This window comes from Frigoribacterium sp. 2-23, assembly GCF_049601585.1.
Taxonomy (GTDB): domain Bacteria; phylum Actinomycetota; class Actinomycetes; order Actinomycetales; family Microbacteriaceae; genus Frigoribacterium.
The window spans coordinates 3,084,472-3,103,081 of sequence record NZ_CP187126.1; the positions used below are offsets into that span (position 1 = coordinate 3,084,472).

Sequence of the window (18,610 nt, forward strand, 5' to 3'; positions counted from 1 at the left end):
ACCCCCTCGTCCATTCTGCGACACCGGCTCGAACACCGTCAGGAGGCGCGACCCGGCGATGACAGAGGCCCCCGTTAGCATCGGACCATGGCTGAACTGCACCGCGCTGAGCTCACTCCGTCGAAGTTCGATCTGATCGCCGCCTGGGCCCCCGACCAGCCATGGTTCGCCGGCGAGGCCGATGCCGAGATCGATCGGGTCGGGGCGTTCCGGTTCGACGATCCGGCGGGCGAGGTGGGCGTCGAGACGATGCTCGTGCGCTTCGGCGACGGCCCTCTGCTGCAGATCCCGCTGACGTATCGCGACGCCCCTCTCGATGGCGGCGACCCGTGGCTGATCGGCACGATGCAGCACTCGGTGCTCGGCAAGCGCTGGTGCTACGACGGCACGGGCGATCCCGTGTATCTCGCCGTGGTCGGCGACACGGCGCGCACCGGAGGCGGCCAGGCCGAGGAGTGGATCAATGCCGGCGACGGCAGCCGCGAGCTGCGCGAGCCGACGGTCGTCGTCGTGGGCAGCGGGGGCTCCGACCGGGCCGATGCCGCCTCAGCAGGTGCGGTCTCGACCGGTGGCGCCGGTGCCACCGCCGCGCCGGTCTCGACCCGGCAAGAATCCGACGCGACCGTCGCCGACGCGGGCGAGCAGACGGTCGTCGTCGCGCGTCACATCGGCTCCGAGGGGCCCGATAGCCACCGCCTCCGCGATCTCGCCGGAGCCGACCCGTCGGCTCGAACCGACGTCGTGACCGCGACCTGGGGTACGACGGAGGCCCCGCACACCCTCGCCTTGGTGCTCAGCCGCTGAGTTCTCTCGCCGTGCGCCGGTGACGCGACCCGTGCCTCCTCGGCTGTGAAGGGTCGAGCACCGGCGGCGTCGCCGACGGGGAATCGGTCAGCGGCGACCGAGGCGGCGCTCGCCGCTTCCGCCGAGCGAGTACGCGAGTCCGTAGTGCTCGAAGACGGCCGGTTCGCGCGAGGCCTCGAGTTCGCCGTCGGTCTCGATCGACGGGGCGTCCTTGATCAGCTTCTTGCCGAAGGAGACCTTGAGGTGCTTCGGAGCGACGGTCGCTCCGTCGAGCGGCACGAAGGCGAGTCGCGAGCGACCGAGCAGACCGAGTGCGACGGTCGCGAACGACGGCAGGTCGGACGTCGTGTCGAAGTAGATGCTCTCGAGCGTGCCGACCTTGTCGTTGTCGGGGTCGACCACGGCCAGGCCGATCCAGTCGCGGATGTTCTCGGGCTCGAACATGGGGCTGTCCCTCTCGTCAGCTGGTGCGGCGAGCCTCGTGCCCGGGCCGCGGCGACGCCAGGGCGCCGCTGGGGTGGACGGTAGTCCCTGGGGGAGGCGCGTGGCCGGGTCCGAGAGGCGGGGGGAGCAGTGTCGTGCGGCGGGGCGGGGCGGGGCGGGGCGGGGCGTGCGACCGGGGACCGGTTGGGCCTCGTGCGGGTGACGCGGGTAGCGTCGAGCCTCCGCCGACGAATGGACCCCCCTTGGCCTCCCTGCTCCGCCGCCTCGCCCCGCTGCTGATCCCGATCATCATCCGCCAGTTCCGCAACCGTCGGGGCGGAGGAACCCCCGGGGCCGGCACCGGCGGCCCGCGCTAGCCGCACCCCTCGCCGCGTCAGCGGCCTGCGCCGCGTGGGCGGCCGGCAAAATGCGACTGTTTCGGAATGTGCGACCGTCCTGACCACGTCGTTGCGGCGTGTCGAGGCGACATGGTCGCAAATTGCGAAGGAGGACAGCGGCGGCAGCGAAGGAGGCGCGCCTACCGCCGGTCGTCGACCGCGCGCAGCGAGCCGGTCGGCGTCGTCACCGTGCGAACGGTCTGCACCGACGACGTGACGACCTGCAGCCCCGACGTGATCGTCTGCAGCGAGGACGTCGACAACGTCTCCTGGCCGTGACCGTGCGCCGGGAACCCGCGCCGGGCGAGCACGGCGACGACGAGGCTCGCCGCCACGACGACGGCGGCCGCGAACGGGAGTGCGCCGAGCCCGCTGACGCCGAACACCTGGGCTCCGGCGGCGGCACCCGCCGCGATGCCGATGTTGGAGGCGCCGTTGACGAGGGCTCCCGCGATGTCGGGGCTGACGCCTCCGGTGCGGATCGCGGCGGCCATGAACAGGGTGCCCGTGGTGCCGTTCGCGGCCATCCAGACGCCGGCGACCACGAACGTGCCGACGAGCGAGCCGTGCACGAACGGCAGGGCGGCGAGCGCCAGCGCCATCGCACCGATCGCCGCGATCAACGTCTGCCGCGGAGCCCGGTCGACGAACGCCCCCGCGACGAGCAGCCCGACGATGCCGGTGCCGCCGAGTACGAGCAGCGCGCCGCCCACGGCGGCTCCGTCGAGCCCCGCGCCGACCAGGTACGGGCCGATGTAGGTGTAGACGACGTAGTGCCCCGCGAACAGCAGCAGATCGGCGACGATGACCGACACGAGACCGGTGCGGGCCCACGACCGCGGCGACCCGATGTGCGGACTCGACTCGCCCCGCACCGCCGGCAGGAACACCACGGCCACGAGCGCCAGCACCGCCGCGCAGGCGGCCACGGCACCGACGGCGAGACGCCAGCCGAGCTGATCGCCGACCGTCGTCGCGACGGGCACGCCGATGACGAAGCCCAACGAGCTGCCCGAGTACACGAACGCGATCGCCCGGCCGGCGAGCCGAGGAGGCACGATCTTCGTCGCATAGGCCGAGGCCACGGAGAAGAACAGCGCGTGGGTGATGCCGCCGATCACGCGCCCGACGCAGACCACGGCGAAGCTCGGGGCGAGCGCGACGATCAGGTTCGACACCGCGTAGCCGCTGAGGGTCGCCACGAGCACGGCCCGCCGCGGGAACCGCGAGGTCGCCCAGGTCAGCGGCAGCGCGAGGATCGCCACCGCGAGGGCGTAGACGGTGACGACGATGCCCATCTGCGACTCGGCGACGCCGAGGTCGGTGCTCATCGAGCTGAGCAGACCGACCGGCATCAGCTCGGTCGTGATGGCGAAGAAGGTCGACAGGCACAGGACGGCGATGCCGATGACGGCGGGCGCGCCGACGGTGTGCGGCTGGTGGGTCTGCTGGGGACGCAGGATCGTGCTGGTCACGGATATACCTCCGAGACACGACGCAGGCACGCGACCGTCGGTCGCGCGGGCACCACGATCGTTCGAGTCGATCGGCGGTGCGCACTCGTCGTGGCTCAACTGCGGGCGGGCGGGTGGGGGTGTTCACCACTCCACGACGAGGGCGTGCTCAAAAGTCTGACATATGCCCCCGGGTGCTCCGCAAGGGCCACGCCTGGGTAATTCTCCTGAGTCGGCGAGAGCGCGCAGGGCGACGCGACCCCGTCAACGACCGCAGGAGGCGCTGGTCACGTGACCAGTGCCTCCTGCGGTTCGAAACGGAGCGGCTCAGTTCTCGAGCGCGGCGTCCAGCGTGATGTCGACACCCGTGAGCGCCTTGCTGACGGGGCAGGTGTTCTTGGCGTCGGTCGCGGCCGCGGCGAAGGCGGCCTCGTCGATGCCACTGACCTCGCCGCGGACGGTGAGGTGGATGCCGGTGAGCTTGAACCCGCCGGCCGAGTCCGGGCCGAGCGAGACGTCGGCCTTGACGTCGAGTGCCTCGACGGTGCCGCCGGCGGCACCGAGCACGGCCGAGAACTGCATCGCGTAGCAGGCCGAGTGGGCGGCGGCGAGGAGCTCCTCGGGGCTGGTCGAGCCGTTGGCGTCGTCGGCGGCACGCTTCGGGAACGACACGTCGTACGTGCCGATCTTCGAGCTGGAGAGTTCGACCTGGCCTTCGCCGGTCTCGAGGCTGCCGTTCCAAGCGGTGCGGGCGGTGCGAGTGGGCATGATGCCTTCTTTCGTGTGGGGATGGGAGGGGGTTGGGGAGGAGGCGCGAGGCCTGAGATCAGGAGGAGCTGCGACCGTGCTCGCCTCGGACATGCTCGGCGAGACCGGCGACCTCGTCGCGGAGGGCCGCGATCGAGTCGAGGTCGAGACCGGTCGCGAGGCAGACCTGGGCGGGGATGCCGGCGGCCTGCGCGCGCATGGCGTCGCCCGCGGGCGTCAGCGAGACGACGACCGTGCGCTCGTCGGCTGCGGAGCGCGCCCGCGTGACGAGGCCGGACTGCTCGAGCCGGCGCAACAACGGCGAGAGCGTACCCGAGTCGAGCTGCAACCGGCGGCCGAGGTCGGAGACGCGCTGCGCGTCGTCCTGCCACAGGGCGAGCAGCACGAGGTACTGCGGGTAGGTGACCCCGAGCGGCTCGAGCAGCTCGCGGTAGCGAGCCGTGATCGCCCGCGACGCCGAGTACAGCGCGAAGCAGATCTGCTCGTCGAGCAGCGGTGCGCTGGGGGTCGTGGCGGTGGACATGCCCCGACCGTAGCACGATTGTGCGCAACTCGGTTGCGCACAACCTAATTTGAAGCGCAGGAGGCGCGGGTCGGGTGAAAACGACAACCGACATCGATTGCGGCGAGATCCGGGCGATCGGCCCCTCGCGACGGTCGTAGCTGCGACGATCGATCCCATGACCGCCGAGCACACCCACGACCACGACCTGCACGCCGTGAACCGGCGGCGCCTCGCGATCGCGTTCGGCATCACGGCGACGATCCTGGTGGCCGAGATCGTCGGAGCCGTCGTCACGGGCAGCCTCGCCCTGCTCGTCGACGCCGGCCACATGCTCACCGACGCCGGCGGCCTGCTCGTCGCGCTGATCGCCTCCACGCTCGCCCTGCGCCCGGCGACCTCCCGTCGCACCTGGGGCTTCGCCCGCGCCGAGGTCCTGGCCGCCACGGCGCAGGCGGCCGTGCTGCTCGCCGTCGGCCTGTTCGTGCTCGTCGAGGGCGTGCAGCGGCTGTTCGCCCCGCCCGAGATCGCGTCGGGCAGCCTGCTCGTCTTCGGCATCATCGGACTGCTCGGCAACGTCGCCTCCATCGCCGTGTTGGCATCCGGTCGCAACGCGAACCTGAACCTGCGCGCCGCCTTCCTCGAGGTGGTGAACGACGCGCTCGGCTCCGTGGCCGTGATCGTGGCGGCCGTCGTGATCGCCGTCACCGGATGGGGTGGAGCCGACGCCGTCGCCGCCCTCGTGATCGGCGTGCTGATCGTGCCTCGTGCGTTCCGCCTCCTGAAGGAGGCCATCGACGTGCTGCTCGAATCGACTCCCGCCGGGCTCGACCTCGACGCCGTCACGGCGCACCTGAAGGAGATCGAGCACGTGCGCGAGGTGCACGACCTGCACGCGTCCCAGATCGCGACCGGGCTGCCCGTGCTGACCGCGCACGTGATCGTCGACGCCGAGTGCTTCACCGACGGGCACACGCCGCGCATCCTCGACGAACTGCAGCAGTGCGTCGCCGAGCACTTCGACCTCAGCGTCGAGCACTCGACGTTCCAGCTCGAGCCCGACACGCACCGCGACCACGAGCACGTCCCGCACCGGTAGCGGCGCCGCCGGAACCTCGTTCTGATCAACGCACCTCGCTACAACGAGGTGCGTTGATCAGAACGAGGTTCGCCAGCCGCGGGCCCGAGGAGGCGCGGCGTGCGTCCGCGACGCCGGCCCGGCACCCGACGCAGAGACTTGAGCGCACCCCGCTCAACTTTCTCGCGCGACCGGGAATGCCGCGACGACCCGCGCGTTAACTTGAGTCACAGGCACTCAAGTTCCCAGGAGGTCCTCTTGCCCGAATCCTTCGGCTCCGGCGACAACGGCTCGTTCGACGAGTTCCTCGCCCGCCTCATGAACGGCGCCCAGTCGGGTGCGTTCGGCCGCCCGGTCGACATCTCGCGACTGCTCTCGCGCGGCGCCCACTCGGTCGTCACCCGCGCCGGCGAGCTCGCGACGTCCCACGGGCACGACGCGGTCGACGCCCTGCACATCCTGCGCGTCCTGATCGACGACTCCCCCGCGGTCGACGTGCTCCGCTTCGCCGGAGCCGACCACGACACCCTCGCGCAGGCCGTGGAATCCCGTCTGCCCGCACCCTCCCCCGACACCCCGGCCCGCGCCTCCTTGACGCCGTCGGCGCAGCGCCTGCTGCTCGAGTCGGCCCAGGCCGCGCGGGCGTTCGGCTCGACCTACGTCGACCCCGAGCACCTCTTCTTCGCGCTGGTCGTCAACCAGGACGCGACGGCCGGTCAGCTGCTGGCCGCCGCCGGCATCACGCCGCAGGTGCTGCAGTCGTTCGTCCGCTCCGGCGGCGACGCGCAGACCTCCGCTAACGGCGCCGCGGACGGCGACACCGATGGCCGCGCGGAGACCGGCAGGACCTCCGGCACCCCCACGCTCGATACCTACAGCAGCGACCTCTCGGCCCGCGCCGCCGCCGGCGACCTCGACCCGGTCATCGGTCGCGCGCTCGAGGTCGAGCAGACCGTCGAGATCCTGCTGCGCCGCACGAAGAACAACCCCGTCCTGATCGGCGAGCCCGGCGTCGGCAAGACGGCCGTCGTCGAGGGGCTCGCGCAGGCGATCTCCGACGGCGACGTCCCCGAGCTGCTCCGCGGCAAGCGCGTCGTCGCCCTCGACCTCGCCGGCATGCTGTCCGGCACCCGCTACCGCGGCGACTTCGAGGAGCGCCTCACGAAGGTCGTCGACGAGATCACCGCGCACCGCGACGAGCTGATCGTCTTCGTCGACGAGCTGCACATGGTCGTCGGCGCCGGAGGCGGGGGTGACGGCTCCATGGACGCCGGCAACATCCTCAAGCCCCGCCTCGCCCGTGGCGACCTGCACCTGATCGGCGCGACGACGCTGGCCGAGTACCGCGGCATCGAGAAGGACGCCGCGCTCGAACGGCGCTTCCAGCCCGTGCAGGTGCCCGAGCCGTCGGTCGACGACGCCGTGCGCATCCTCACCGGGCTCGCCCCGAGTTACGAGGCGCACCACGGCGTGCACTACACGGACGCCGCCCTGCGTGCGGCCGTCGAACTGTCCGACCGCTACGTCAGCGACCGCTTCCTCCCCGACAAGGCCATCGACCTGATCGACCAGGCCGGCGCGCGTCGGCGCCTCCGCCTCGGCGTGCGCGTCGACACCGCCGCGCTGCGGGTCCGGCTCGCCGAGCTCGAGGCCGAGAAGACCGCCGCCGTCACCGCGGAGCGGTACGAGGAGGCGTCCGCCCTCCGCGACGAGATCGAGACCGTGCAGCAGACGCTCGCGGCCGCGGTGTCGGGCGACGCGGTCGAGCCGACCCGTGCCTCCTCGGCGGACGGCGACGCCGCGACCGCGACGACCGCAGGAGGCGCGGACGACGTGATCACCGAGGCGGACGTCGCCGAGATGGTCGCCCGGGCGACCGGCATCCCCGTCTCGCGCCTCACCGAGGGCGACCGCTCGCGCCTCGGCGCGCTCGAGAGCGAGCTGCACGCCCGGGTGATCGGCCAGGACGACGCGGTCACCGCGATCGCGAAGGCCGTCCGCCGCAGTCGCACCGGGCTCGGCGATCCGAACCGGCCGACGGGGTCGTTCCTCTTCCTCGGGCCGACCGGTGTCGGCAAGACCGAGCTGGCGAAGGCGCTCGCGCAGTCGCTGTTCGGCGACGAGGGGTCGATGATCCGGCTCGACATGAGCGAGTTCGGCGAGCGCCACACGGTGAGTCGCCTGGTCGGGAGCCCTCCCGGCTACGTCGGCTACGACGAGGCCGGTCAGCTGACCGAGCGCGTCCGTCGGCACCCGTACTCGGTGATCCTGCTCGACGAGATCGAGAAGGCGCACCCCGACGTCTTCAACCTGCTGCTGCAGGTGCTCGACGACGGGCGCCTGACCGACGGCCAGGGCCGCACGGTCGACTTCCGCAACACGGTCGTCGTGATGACGTCGAATCTCGGCTCCGAGTTCTTGGCCTCACGAGGAGGCGCGCTCGGCTTCACCCCGACCGGCCCGGTCGGCTCCGACCCGGCGTCCGACAACGGCTTCGGCTCCGAGAAGGCGTTGCGCGACCGCGTGATGGGGAAGCTGCGCGAGGCGATGCGCCCCGAGTTCCTCAACCGGATCGACGAGATCGTGCTGTTCCGCAAGCTCGACCGCGCGCAGCTGCGCGAGATCGTCGGGCTGCTGCTCGGCGCCACGGCCGCCCGGCTGGGAGCCCAGGGCATCTCGCTCGACGTCGACGCGGCGGCCACCGACTGGCTGGTCGAGCACGGCTACGAGCCCGAGTTCGGGGCGCGGCCGCTGCGCCGGACGATCCAGCGCGAGGTCGACGACCGCATCGCCGAGCTGATGGTCGGCGGCACGCTCGCCTCGGGCGGGCACGTCGGGCTGACCGTCGAGGGCGGCGGGCTCGTCGCCCGGGTCGGCGCGACGGCGGCGCTGCCGCTGGCCGCGTAGGCGGCGCTGGTGCGCGTCGCGTAGGCGGGGCTGGCGCGGGTGGATCTGCGGGACCCGCGCCGCGCCTCCTCCGCTCGGAACCTCGTTCTGGCCAATGAACCTCGTCATATCGAGGTGCATTGGTCAGAACGAGGTTTTTCGCGCGGCGTCACGCGTCGCGGCGACGCTCCTCGAGCTCGGCCTGCAGTCGCCGCAGCGTCGCCTGCCGCTCGTGCAGCTCGATCTCGGCGTCGAGGTCGGCGAGCTGCTGCTCGGTCGTGCGGTGGTCTCCGCCGGCGTGCCGGGTCGGCGTGAGCGTCTCGTGCCGTCGTGGGTCGCCGAACGACCCGCGGTCGATGCGCGGACGGTGCTCGTACTCACGCCCGACCGCGAACCACAGGATGCTCCCGACCAGCGGCAGGAACACCACGAGCAGCACCCAGACCAGCTTCGGCAGATGCTTCACCTGCCACTCGTCGCGCGTGATGATGTCGACGAGGGCCAGCACGAGCGCGACGAAGGTGAGGAAGGAGACCAACACGTACATGGCGCGAGCCTAGGGCTCCCTGTGTATCGGCTGGCAACCCCCGAGCGGGGGAGTCGAAGGAGGCTCGGGTCAGCTCCCCGGGGCCGGCCAGCAGAGCGCGATGGTCGTCCCCGCTCCCGGGGCCGACGTGATGGTCGCGAGACCTCCGACGCGGGCCACGCGATCGACGATCGAGACGCGCACCCCGAGGCGCTCGGTGGGGGCGTCGAGGTCGAAGCCGGCGCCGTCGTCGTGCACGACGACGAGTGCGCCCGGCGTCGCCCCCTCGGTCTCGGGCTGGCGAGCGGTGATCGTGATCGTGCGCTGCACCTCCTCGCCGCCGGCGTGCAGATAGCTGTTGCCGACCGCCTGGACGGCCGCGGCCAACAGTGCGTCGGCCACGATGCGGGGCAGCGGGGTGAGGCCGTCGGCCGGGTCGAGGGGCGCGATGTCGGGCGCGACCAGGTACTCGGCGCACAGGGCGACGACGCGGTCGTGCAGTCGGGACACGGTGCGATCGGACGTGCCGGTGGCCCCGACGTTCGCGGTCGCCGTCTCGATGGCCCGGCGGACGACGACGTCGTCCACGATCTCGAGCGTGGCTCGGGCCTGTCTCGTGGCGCGCATGCGGGCTGCCGCGTCGGTACTGCGTCCGGCGGCGAGCAAGGTCGACAGCACGCTGTCGTGCACGAGCGCGTCGACGGCCATGCGCTCCTTCTCGTTCGCGTGCTCTCGGACGGCCACCGCGTATCGGGCGAGTGCCGCCTCCTGGGCTGCATCGAGGTTCCGCCCGGCGACCCGGAGCACGGTGATCAGCGTGAAGGTCGCGAGACCTACCATGAGCGAGTAGGCGCTGTCGAACACCGTGTCGCCGACGGAGGCTCCGCCACCGGACGGGGTGGCGTGCACGACCCCGTAGAGCGCGGGCAGGCCCACCACGACGACGATGGCCGCCCGGGGGGACAGCACGAGCACGGCCATGCCGGACGCGACGTTGAGCAGGTACCAGAGCCAGGGCATCGACGTGGCCGTCACACTCGGGTCGACCGCGGCGAGGGGCCAGGTGGCGAGCGCGGCCGCGTAGGCGGCGACGACGAGGAGCCCGGCACGCCGCACCTGGACCTGCGCCAAGACGGCCGCGATCGCGACCGCGAGGCTGCCGAAGACGCTGACCTGGGTGACGATCGTCCAGAGCGGCTGCGCCACGTGGTCGGACCGCAGCGCCTCGGGAAGGGCCAGCACGCCGAAGACGAGGCAGGACAGGGCGAGCACCCGGCCGATCGCCCGCTCGAGGATCGGCCCCGTCACCGCCGACGTCGACCTTCGCCGGACGGGCGACCGCGGCGGGCCGGGGAGCGTCGGATCGGATGTCACGGGGTCGGGTGTCGAGGGGGCGGGTGTCGCGGGGTCGCGCCGGTCGTGGACGACAACGGTGCCGTCGTCGGGCTGCGGCCCGGCGATGTCGGGATCGGGCACACCATGACGTTATGGCACGCGGGCATGCCCGCCTTACCGTCTTGTCCGCACGGCGAACCGCGGGACGGGCGAATGCCCGACCGCGCGGGTGGATGATGGTCAGCGATGAGAAGCACGCGCGCACGTACCGTCCTGCTGGTGACCGCCTCGGTAGCGGTCGTGACCGGGGTCGCGGGCTGCGCCTCCGGCCCGGGGCCCGCCCCGACGCCGACCGCCGGGGAGGGGGCCGCGCTGGTGCCGCAGGTCCTCGCCACGCTCGATGCCGACAGCCCCTCGGCACTGACCGATCTCTTCGCGAGCGCCCCGCAGGACCAGGTGTCGAACGCGTTCGACGGCTGCGAGCCCGTGTCCGACAGCGGGAGGCGCGTGGACGTCGACGAGCGCAGCGCGACGTTGGTCACCGTGCACCTCGAGGGCACGCAACGCAGCGACCCGACGCTCGGGGCGGCCTGCGACTTCCAGCTCGTCTGGGAGTCGCGCTACGGCTGGAAGCTCTCGGGGCAGTCGGTGACGCCGACTCGCTGACCCGCGCCTCCTCCGGGGTTGCCGGCGCGCTCGGCGCGTCGTGCCGTGCTGTGCCGTGTCGTGTCGCGTTCGCGGCATCGTGTCGTGCACGGACGCGACACGATGCCGCGAACGTGACACGGCGCGGCTAACGCCCTCGCGGAAAAGGTCGAGAGAACTTTGTGACCTTGGGGGTTTCCACGACATTCCTGAGAGAGAGGGGGTGGATGTGGACCACACGACGAGCTCGGACCAGGACCTGCTGCGGCAGGCCGTCCGGGGTGACACGCAGGCGCTCGCCGCCGTGTTCGACCGGCATGCGGCGTCCGTGACGCGCTATGCGTGGGCGATCGCGTCGCGGCGGATGGACGTCGAGGAGATCGTGCAGGACACGTTCGTGACCCTCTGGCGTAAGGCCGACGAGCTCGCCGAGGTCGAGTCGCTGCTGCCGTGGCTGCTCGTCACCTGCCGCAACCACGCCCTCAACCTGAACCGGAAGAACGCCCGCAACCAGACGGAGGCGCTGCTCGACGAGCTCGCGGCCCCCGAGGACGAGGCGGAGGCGCGCGACCGACTCCGCTTCGTGATGACGGAGATCGACGCCCTGTCGGAGACCGACCGGCGCATCTGCGAGCTGTGCCTCATCGAGGGCCGCCCGTACGCCGACGCGGCCGAGATCGTCGGCATCAGCGTCGGCGCCGTGAAGCAGCGCGTGCTCCGCACCCGCACGAGGCTGAAGAAGGCGGTGATCGAGAATGAGCGCTGATCTGATCGTGGAGCGAGTCGAGGTGCTCGACACCGCCCGCCTGCGGAGCGTGCGCGCGTCGGTGCTCCGGACGGCCGATAGCGAATCGGCCACCCGACGACGTCGTTGGTGTGTGACCTTCGTCGATTCGCCGACATCTCTGGGAGTGAGGGGGGTGGAGATGGACGACGACGACCTGACCGTCGCGGCGGCCGACACGGTCCTGCTGCGGCGCGCCGTCGGCGGGGAGACCGACGCGCTGTCGGAGCTGTTCGACCGGCACGCGACGACGGTGACCCGGTACGCGTGGACGCTGGCACCGCGGAGGGACGACGCGGCAACGATCGTGCAGGACACGTTCGTCGAGCTGTGGCGTGCGGCCGACCGCATCGCGGCGAGCGCCTCGGTGCTGCCCTGGCTGCTCGCGGCGGCCCGGGATCACGCGTTCGCCATCCGACGCGAGGTGGCGGCCGACCCGACCGACGAACTGCTGCACGAGGTCGGCGACGGGAGCGAGGACGAGGCCCGCACGCGCCTCCGGTGGGTCGACGAGGTCATCGCCGGACTCGGCGAGACCGACAGGAGGCTGTGCGAGCTCTGCCTCGTGCAGGGACGCCCGTACCCGGAGGCGGCAGCCGAACTCGGCCTGAGCCGGCGGGAGTCACCCCGACAGATGAGACGACGAGCACGACAGCGAAAGGCGGTGATCGACCGATGAACACCGAACACGACGACGACACCGGGCGCTCCTGGAACAGCCGCCCGCCCGCGGGCGACGAGCTGAACCGCATGCTCGTGACGATGAAGCAGGACGTGCTCACCCGCGTCGCCGCCGAGCCGCGCACGGCCGTGACGGCGAAGCGCCGCCGCAAGACGTTCGGCATCACGTTCGGCGTGGTCGCGCTCCTCGCGGTCGGTGGCGCCTCGGGTGCCATCGCGCTCGGCATGATCCCGTCGCCCTTCGAGGGGCTCCAGCACGCGGCACCGTCGTCGTCTCCTGCCCCGTCGACGACGCCGACCCCGAAGCCGACGGTGAGCGCGCCTCCGGTCGCGGCACCGAACTATGACCCGCCGGCGGAGCGCGTGCCGCTGTCGTGCGCGCAGATCGGTGACGCCCTGTCGATCCCGTCGTTGCTGCGGGCTCCCACGTCGTTCGAGCCGCGCGTGTTCGAGCCGCAGGACGCCGCCTTGACGGCGGCCGGTCTGACGACCTGCAGCTGGCAGTCCCAGACGCCGGACGACGCACCGTACGGATACGCCCTCGTCACGATGAACGTCGTTCCCGCCCCTGCCGCGGGGCGCGACTGGATCTCGTCGAAGCTCGCCGCCGGAGGACGGAGCACCGGCGTGGGAGAGGCCTCCGCGGTGACGTGCGAGACATCCGGTGACGCGGAGATGAACCCGGGCGAAGGCTGCACGATGTCCGTCGTCACGTCTGACTTCTGGTTCGAGTTCGAGTTCTTCGTCACACCGGGCGTGACCATGCCTGGCCAGGCGACGTTGAGCTCGGCCGCCCGCGGTGTCGCCGATGCTCTCGCTCCGCTGAAGGCCGGCCCCGAATGGACGATGCCGCCGACGACGTGGGGACCGGTGACGAACTGCGACACCCTCGCCCCCCGCCCGTCCATGAGCTCGTACCTGACGGGACCGCTCCAGGCGGAGAAGGCAACACCCCTGGAGCCGACGGCGATCTCGGACGCGCTCGGTGACGGGTATGCCTGTCGCTGGCTCTGGGCTGGCGACGGACCTCCGCCTTCCAACACGATCACCGACATCGCCATCGGAGTCGCACCGGGGGGTCGCTGGGCCTACGACGGCCTCGAGGACTTCTACGAGGCCGAAGGCTATGGCCGCCAGGTCATCGAATCGGAGGAGTCCGTGACGGTCGCGGGTGCCCAGGAGGCCGTCCGCCGGTGCGGGACGATCGACGGGTACTTCTGCTGGCTCGACGTCCTCGATGAGGACACCTGGATCCAATTCGGATTCGGCGACGGGTTCGTCACCGATGCTGACAAGGCGACTCTCATCACGATCGCCGAAGCTGTCCTGGCACGCCATGAGGGAGGCGACTAGGCCATCGAGGGGGGAACGGGGAGGCGCGATCCGCTGGGGGGCGGGTCGCGCCTCCTTGGGGGTACGGGAACCCGAGGAGGCGCGGTGTCAGATCGCGACGACGCCGCGGATGCAGGTGGTACTGACCCCGCCGACCCACGTCGAGCCGTCGGAGCCGGTCGTGATCGAGATGACGCCATCGCGGCCGACGCGGCGGCCCTGCGTGTTGCGGTACGACTCGGGGGCGCGGTCCTCGCGTCGCAGCCATTGCGCGATCGCGGCGTTGAGGCTGCCGGTGACCGGGTCCTCGCGGACACCGATCGCGGGGCAGAAACCGCGCACCTCGTAGGCGAACCCGGAGCCGTCCGGATGCGCTCCGAGCACACCGATCATCAGGTCGTCGACCTCGGTGAGATGCGGCTCGAGTGCGGTCACGGCCGCGGCCGAACCCAGCTCGACGGCCAACCAGCCGGGACCGTTGTCGACCCACTGATGCGCGACGATGTCACCGCGCTCGACACCGAGCGCTGCCGAGACCCTCGCCAGATCGGACTCGTCGACGGGCCCCGAGCGCCGGGTCGGCGGGGCCTGGAACGCGAGCCCGCCGTCGGCGACCCGGAGCTCGACGAGGCCGGCGAGGCACTCCTGCACGATCGTCGCGTGGGTGCTGGTGCTCGTGCCGACCGCGGCTCGCGGCGTGCCGCCGGCCTCGAGCCAGGCGTGCGCCGAGCCGAGCGTCGGGTGGCCGGCGAACGGGAGCTCGCCGCCGGGAGTGAAGATCCGGAGGCGGTAGTCGGCATCGCCCGTCGGCGGCAGCACGAAGGTGGTCTCGGACAGGTTCGTCCAGCGCGCGAAGGCGGCCATGTCGTCGTCGCTCAGGCCATCCGCGTCGAGGACGACGGCGACCGGGTTACCGAGGTACGGGACGGCCGAGAACACGTCGACCTGCGCGAAGTCGCGGGAGCGGGTTCCCGTGTGGGCGTGGGGCGGGGTGGGCACGCGGTCTGCTCCTCGGGGTTGCGGATGGGGCGGGCTGGCGGAAGGTCTTTTCTCTTGCGCTCCTACGAATCAAACCGCAGGACCGAGGCGCTTAGCGGCGCGTCCTCCTGATGCTCCTACGGTTCAGACCGCAGGACGGGGAGGGCGGCGGGGGCTCGAACGTCGGGCAGGGGTCGAGGGGCGCGGGCGGAGATCAAAGCGGGGGGCGGAGATCGAGGGGAACGTGAAAACGCTCCTACGGTACGAAGCGTAGGAGCGTGTGCGCGCGGGCCACTCTCGTGCCGCTGGCCTGCTGCGGGGCCGGAGCGCGGCTCCTGGGCGACGGTGCCCGCGCCTCCGGGCTCTACAGAACCTCGTTCTGGTCAACGCACCTCGTCATAACGAGGTGCGTCGACCAGAACGAGGTTCGCGGCGAGGCGCGGGCTACTCGCAGCCGATCCCGTCACCGTCGCGGTCGAGGTGCTTGGCGTAGCCGGGCTGCCCGACGTAGATCGGGGCCTTGCCCGCGGCCCGGACGGCATCGCAGTTCTTGTAGTACGTCGAGCTCGGAGCCGCCGGCGCGGCAGCCCGGGCCGCCTGATCGGCAGCCCGCTGCGCCTCGGCCTGATCGGCAGCCCGCTGCGCCTCGGCGGCAGCAGCGGCGGCGGCAGCAGCGGCGGCCTGCTCGGCAGCGACCCGATCGGCCTCCGCCTGCGCGGCAGCGGCAGCCTCCGCCTCGGCCTGTGCCTGGGCCGCGGCTGCGGCAGCGGCGGCCTCCTCGTCGGCCTTCTTCTGCGCCGCGACCTCGGCGGCCGCCTTCTCGGCAGCGCGCTTCTTCTCCTCCGCCTTGGCCTTCGCCGCCGACGAGGCGGACGCAGACGCGCTCGCCTCGACGAGCGCAGCCGGCTTCCCCCCACCGGGAGCGCCGTCGGCCGACGCGGGGGCGATCATCGAGCCGGCGACGAGGACGGCGATCGCCGCGATCAGCGCCAGTCCGCCGGCGCTCCGCGATCGGAGGCGCAAGAGACCCGGACGACCGGAGACGATCGTGTACAGCGCCAACACCATCGCCAGGAGTCCGACGAACATCAACCCGCCGGACACCCCCGACGAGACGAGCGCGAGGAGCAGGAAGAGGGCGATGACGGCATAGACCACGTGCACGGGACGGACACGGGAGGCCTTGCGCTCTGGGTTCGGGTAGGTCACGACGACGACTTTCGATGAGGAGGTGCGAGCTCGGTGATCACGTCGGCGCTGCTGATCCGGGCCGACTCGGGCATCTTGAAATTAGTTCACTTCTGTGGCGAGCAGTAGCCCACGTTCGGGGCGCGGGCGCCGTGTACCCCATCAGGCGGCAGCGAGCAGGCTCGACAGACGATGAGCACCCTCCGCGAGCCCGCACTCCCTCAGCCCCTCCCTGACGGGACTCACGCGCGTTCGCTGCGCCGCGCCTCCTCGGTTCGTGTCTCCGTCGTCATCCCCGTCCGTGACGACGCCGAGTTGTTGCATCGATGCCTCGCGACCCTCGCGGCACAGACGTCCCCCGCCGACGAGGTGATCGTCGTCGACAACGGCTCGTCCGACCACAGCGCCGACGTCGCCCGCCAGGCCGGAGCGCGTGTCATCGTCGAGCCGGTCCTCGGCATCGGCAGCGCGAGCGCGGCGGGCTACGACGCGGCGCTCGGCGACGTCGTCGCGCGCCTCGACGCGGACGGCGAGGCTCCTCCGGACTGGATCGCGCGCATCCGCGACCGGTTCGACGCCGACCCCGAGCTCGTCGCCCTGACCGGCGGCGCGCACTTCTCGGACGGCCCGAGGGCGCTGCGCCGGGTCGGCGCGGTCGTCTACCTCGGCGCCTACGTCGCCGCCCTGTCGATCGCACTCGGACACGTGCCGTTGTTCGGCTCGAACTGCGCCTTCCGACGGGACGCCTGGCGACTCGTGAGCGACGTCGTGCACCGCGACGACCTGATGATGCACGACGACATCGATCTCTCGTTCCACCTCGGTCCGGAGTCGAAGATCCGGTACGACTCCGCACTGCGGATGCGGATCTCGGCCCGGCCCTTCAGGACGGGGCTGTTCCGGCTGCGGGTCCGGCGTGGGTTCCATTCGGTGTGGGCGCACTGGCCCGAGGACCTGCCGGTCGCCCGACTGACCCGTCGCGCGGCGGCCCGCTCGCGGGTGCGCGTGCGCTGACGAGTGGCAGGCGCGCGCGACCTGCGATGCCCCGCGCTACTCGCCGGTCTCGCCGTCGATCGACTCGCGGATCAGGTCGGCGTGCCCGTTGTGGCGGGCGTACTCCTCGATGAGGTGCAGCAGTATCCAGCGGAGACTCGGCCGCCGACCGTCCGACCAGGCCCGCTCGGCGAGGGCGTCGAGACCCGCCCCGGCGAGCGCCTCGTCCGTGTGCCGTTGCGCCCGGGCGACCGATTCGTGCCACTGCGCGCGCAGTTGCTCGGGGGTGTCGTCGGCCGCGGAGTGCCAGTCCCAGTCGCGATCGGCGTCCCAATCGACCGACTGCCAGGGCTCGGGCCAGTCGCCGCCGAACAGGGTGCGGGTGAGCCAGTCGTCCTCGACGAGCGCGAGGTGCTTCATCATGCCGCCGAGGGTCATCTCGGAGGCGCCGACGGTCGCACGCAGCCCCTCGGCGTCGAGGCCGCGGCACTTCCACTCGAACGTCTGCCGGTGGAAGTTCACGAACCCGAGCAGCATCTCGACCTCGCCGGCCGCCGGCGGCGCCTCGACCCGCCCGACCGCGTCGATCGTCACGCCGGCCCCGCCCGACCCGTTCCCGTCCGTCTCACCCATGGGAGGCACGATACGGCTCCGACGCGCACCGCGCCTCCTCGTCGCCTCGCGAAGAACCCCGGTGCGGAAGAAGAACCCGTGTCGAACGGGGTTCGTCTTCCGCACCGGGGTTCGAGGCGGAGCGACGGCGGGTGCCGGGAGGGACGACCGTTACGAGGTCGCCTTCTCCAGCAGCGGCACGAGCTTGTCGAGCGCGTACGTGCGCGACAGCGACGTGCCGAGCGAGTACGCCGACGCGATGTCGCCGTCGATGACGACGGCGTGTCCGGCCTGCACGGCCGGCAGCGCCTTCCACTGCGCGTCGTCGGTGATCTGCGTGGTGTCGATGAAGATCGGGAACGCCACGATGAGGTCCGCGTCGATCTGGTCGAGGTTCTCCGACGAGATCGAGACCGAGAAGCCGCCCGCGTTGGGCTTCAACGCTGCGATCGTCGGGTTCTGCGTGAAGCCGAGGTCCTCGAGCTGGTTGACGCGCTCCGAGCCTTCGACGTAGGCACCCCAGCCCTCACTGGTCTTCGTCGCGGCCGTGACCGTCTTGCCGGCCCACTGCGGGTGCGCATCGGCGACGGCCTTCACGGCGGCCTGGTTGGTCGAGACGAGCTTCGCGCCCTCGTCGGCCTTGCCGAGGGCCTTCGAGACGAGCGACATCTGCTCCTCGAAGCTGGTCAGGTAGTTGTCGCCGTCCTTCGGCACGCCGATCGTCGGGGCGATGCTCTTGAGGCGGTCGTAGCGGTCCTGGTCGCCCGAGCTCTTGGTGTCGAGGATGAGGTCCGGCTTGAGCGCCGCGATCTTCTCGTAGGACGGCTCGAGCGTGCCGATCAGCTCGGGGGCCTTCGTGTAGAGGCCCTTGGCCCACGGGCCGACGCCGTCGTTCTCCTCGCCGAAACCGAGCCAGTCGGAGGCGCCGACCGGCTGCACGCCGAGCGCGAGCGCCGTCTCGGCGTCGCCCCAGCCGAGTGCGACGACGCGCTTCGGAGCCGAATCGATCGTGACCTCGCCGAACTTCGTGTCGACCGTGGCCGGGAACGCCCCGGACGAGGACGACGAGGAGGCGGTGCTCGCGTCGGTGGAGCCGCCACCGGCCGAGCAGCCCGTCAGGGCGATCGCGACGACGGCCGCCACGGAGGCGATCTTGAGGGACATGCGCATGAATAGAGCCTTTGCAGGAGGGAGCTGACGTGAATGCAGGGACGATCGCCGTC

Annotated in this window: 18 protein-coding genes; 8 read left to right on the forward strand and 10 right to left on the reverse strand. The window is 71.7% G+C overall.

Features of this window, described 5'->3' with window-relative positions; genetic code table 11:
* Window positions 1–87 precede the first annotated feature (87 nt).
* Window positions 88–804: a CG0192-related protein gene (locus ACPEEZ_RS14435; RefSeq protein ID WP_423920533.1), complete on the forward strand. Its 717-nt coding sequence runs from the start codon at window positions 88–90 to the stop codon at window positions 802–804.
* A gap of 87 nt (window positions 805–891) precedes the next feature.
* Here ACPEEZ_RS14435 and ACPEEZ_RS14440 read toward each other — a convergent pair whose 3' ends face one another.
* The 4 genes from ACPEEZ_RS14440 to ACPEEZ_RS14455 form a co-directional block, all read right to left on the reverse strand.
* Window positions 892–1,248, reverse strand: a complete 357-nt coding sequence (locus ACPEEZ_RS14440) for a PRC-barrel domain-containing protein (protein WP_423920535.1) — start codon at window positions 1,246–1,248, stop codon at window positions 892–894.
* A gap of 517 nt (window positions 1,249–1,765) precedes the next feature.
* Window positions 1,766–3,100 (reverse strand): MFS transporter, encoded by a 1,335-nt coding sequence (locus tag ACPEEZ_RS14445; RefSeq protein ID WP_423920538.1) that lies wholly within the window; start codon window positions 3,098–3,100, stop codon window positions 1,766–1,768.
* 306 nt (window positions 3,101–3,406) lie between these two features.
* Entirely contained in the window at window positions 3,407–3,847 is a 441-nt protein-coding gene (locus ACPEEZ_RS14450) for an OsmC family peroxiredoxin (protein WP_423920541.1), read from the reverse strand.
* A gap of 58 nt (window positions 3,848–3,905) precedes the next feature.
* Window positions 3,906–4,370 (reverse strand): MarR family winged helix-turn-helix transcriptional regulator, encoded by a 465-nt coding sequence (locus ACPEEZ_RS14455; RefSeq protein ID WP_423920544.1) that lies wholly within the window; start codon window positions 4,368–4,370, stop codon window positions 3,906–3,908.
* A gap of 157 nt (window positions 4,371–4,527) precedes the next feature.
* On the opposite strand from ACPEEZ_RS14455, the gene ACPEEZ_RS14460 reads away from it, so the two are divergent.
* Window positions 4,528–5,448 (forward strand): cation diffusion facilitator family transporter, encoded by a 921-nt coding sequence (locus ACPEEZ_RS14460; RefSeq protein WP_423920547.1) that lies wholly within the window; start codon window positions 4,528–4,530, stop codon window positions 5,446–5,448.
* Between the two features lie 237 nt (window positions 5,449–5,685).
* Window positions 5,686–8,334, forward strand: a complete 2,649-nt coding sequence (locus ACPEEZ_RS14465; RefSeq protein ID WP_423920550.1) for an ATP-dependent Clp protease ATP-binding subunit — start codon at window positions 5,686–5,688, stop codon at window positions 8,332–8,334.
* A 148-nt stretch (window positions 8,335–8,482) separates the two neighbouring features.
* On the opposite strand, the gene ACPEEZ_RS14470 is transcribed toward ACPEEZ_RS14465, so the two are convergent.
* Together ACPEEZ_RS14470 and ACPEEZ_RS14475 are read right to left on the reverse strand one after the other, a co-directional pair.
* Window positions 8,483–8,860 carry a PLDc N-terminal domain-containing protein gene (locus ACPEEZ_RS14470; RefSeq protein ID WP_423920552.1) on the reverse strand — a complete coding sequence of 126 codons (378 nt, stop codon included), beginning with the start codon at window positions 8,858–8,860 and terminating at the stop codon, window positions 8,483–8,485.
* 69 nt (window positions 8,861–8,929) lie between these two features.
* Entirely contained in the window at window positions 8,930–10,315 is a 1,386-nt protein-coding gene (locus ACPEEZ_RS14475) for a sensor histidine kinase (RefSeq protein WP_423920555.1), read from the reverse strand.
* Window positions 10,316–10,453: 138 nt separating this feature from the next.
* Between ACPEEZ_RS14475 and ACPEEZ_RS14480 the strand changes: the two genes are divergently transcribed.
* From ACPEEZ_RS14480 to ACPEEZ_RS14495, 4 genes are all read left to right on the forward strand, one after another.
* Window positions 10,454–10,840 carry a hypothetical protein gene (locus ACPEEZ_RS14480; RefSeq protein ID WP_423920557.1) on the forward strand — a complete coding sequence of 129 codons (387 nt, stop codon included), beginning with the start codon at window positions 10,454–10,456 and terminating at the stop codon, window positions 10,838–10,840.
* Window positions 10,841–11,042: 202 nt separating this feature from the next.
* Complete coding sequence (locus tag ACPEEZ_RS14485; protein ID WP_423920560.1) at window positions 11,043–11,585, forward strand: RNA polymerase sigma factor; 543 nt, start codon at window positions 11,043–11,045, stop codon at window positions 11,583–11,585.
* Between the two features lie 160 nt (window positions 11,586–11,745).
* Window positions 11,746–12,282: an RNA polymerase sigma factor gene (locus ACPEEZ_RS14490; RefSeq protein WP_423920563.1), complete on the forward strand. Its 537-nt coding sequence runs from the start codon at window positions 11,746–11,748 to the stop codon at window positions 12,280–12,282.
* Window positions 12,279–13,637 (forward strand): hypothetical protein, encoded by a 1,359-nt coding sequence (locus ACPEEZ_RS14495; RefSeq protein WP_423920566.1) that lies wholly within the window; start codon window positions 12,279–12,281, stop codon window positions 13,635–13,637. The genes ACPEEZ_RS14490 and ACPEEZ_RS14495 overlap by 4 nt, the downstream gene beginning before the upstream one ends.
* Window positions 13,638–13,724: 87 nt before the next feature.
* On the opposite strand, the gene ACPEEZ_RS14500 is transcribed toward ACPEEZ_RS14495, so the two are convergent.
* Together ACPEEZ_RS14500 and ACPEEZ_RS14505 are read right to left on the reverse strand one after the other, a co-directional pair.
* A complete protein-coding gene (locus ACPEEZ_RS14500; RefSeq protein WP_423920569.1) occupies window positions 13,725–14,615 on the reverse strand; it encodes a PhzF family phenazine biosynthesis protein in 891 nt (296 codons plus the stop codon).
* Window positions 14,616–15,038: 423 nt separating this feature from the next.
* Window positions 15,039–15,803: an excalibur calcium-binding domain-containing protein gene (locus tag ACPEEZ_RS14505; protein ID WP_423920572.1), complete on the reverse strand. Its 765-nt coding sequence runs from the start codon at window positions 15,801–15,803 to the stop codon at window positions 15,039–15,041.
* A gap of 171 nt (window positions 15,804–15,974) precedes the next feature.
* Here ACPEEZ_RS14505 and ACPEEZ_RS14510 point away from each other — a divergent pair, with 171 nt between their 5' ends.
* Window positions 15,975–16,796, forward strand: a complete 822-nt coding sequence (locus tag ACPEEZ_RS14510) for a glycosyltransferase family 2 protein (protein WP_423920575.1) — start codon at window positions 15,975–15,977, stop codon at window positions 16,794–16,796.
* 36 nt (window positions 16,797–16,832) lie between these two features.
* Here ACPEEZ_RS14510 and ACPEEZ_RS14515 read toward each other — a convergent pair whose 3' ends face one another.
* A complete protein-coding gene (locus ACPEEZ_RS14515) occupies window positions 16,833–17,408 on the reverse strand; it encodes a DinB family protein (RefSeq protein ID WP_423920577.1) in 576 nt (191 codons plus the stop codon).
* A 150-nt stretch (window positions 17,409–17,558) separates the two neighbouring features.
* Window positions 17,559–18,557, reverse strand: a complete 999-nt coding sequence (locus ACPEEZ_RS14520) for an iron-siderophore ABC transporter substrate-binding protein (protein ID WP_423920580.1) — start codon at window positions 18,555–18,557, stop codon at window positions 17,559–17,561.
* Window positions 18,558–18,610: the final 53 nt, after the last annotated feature.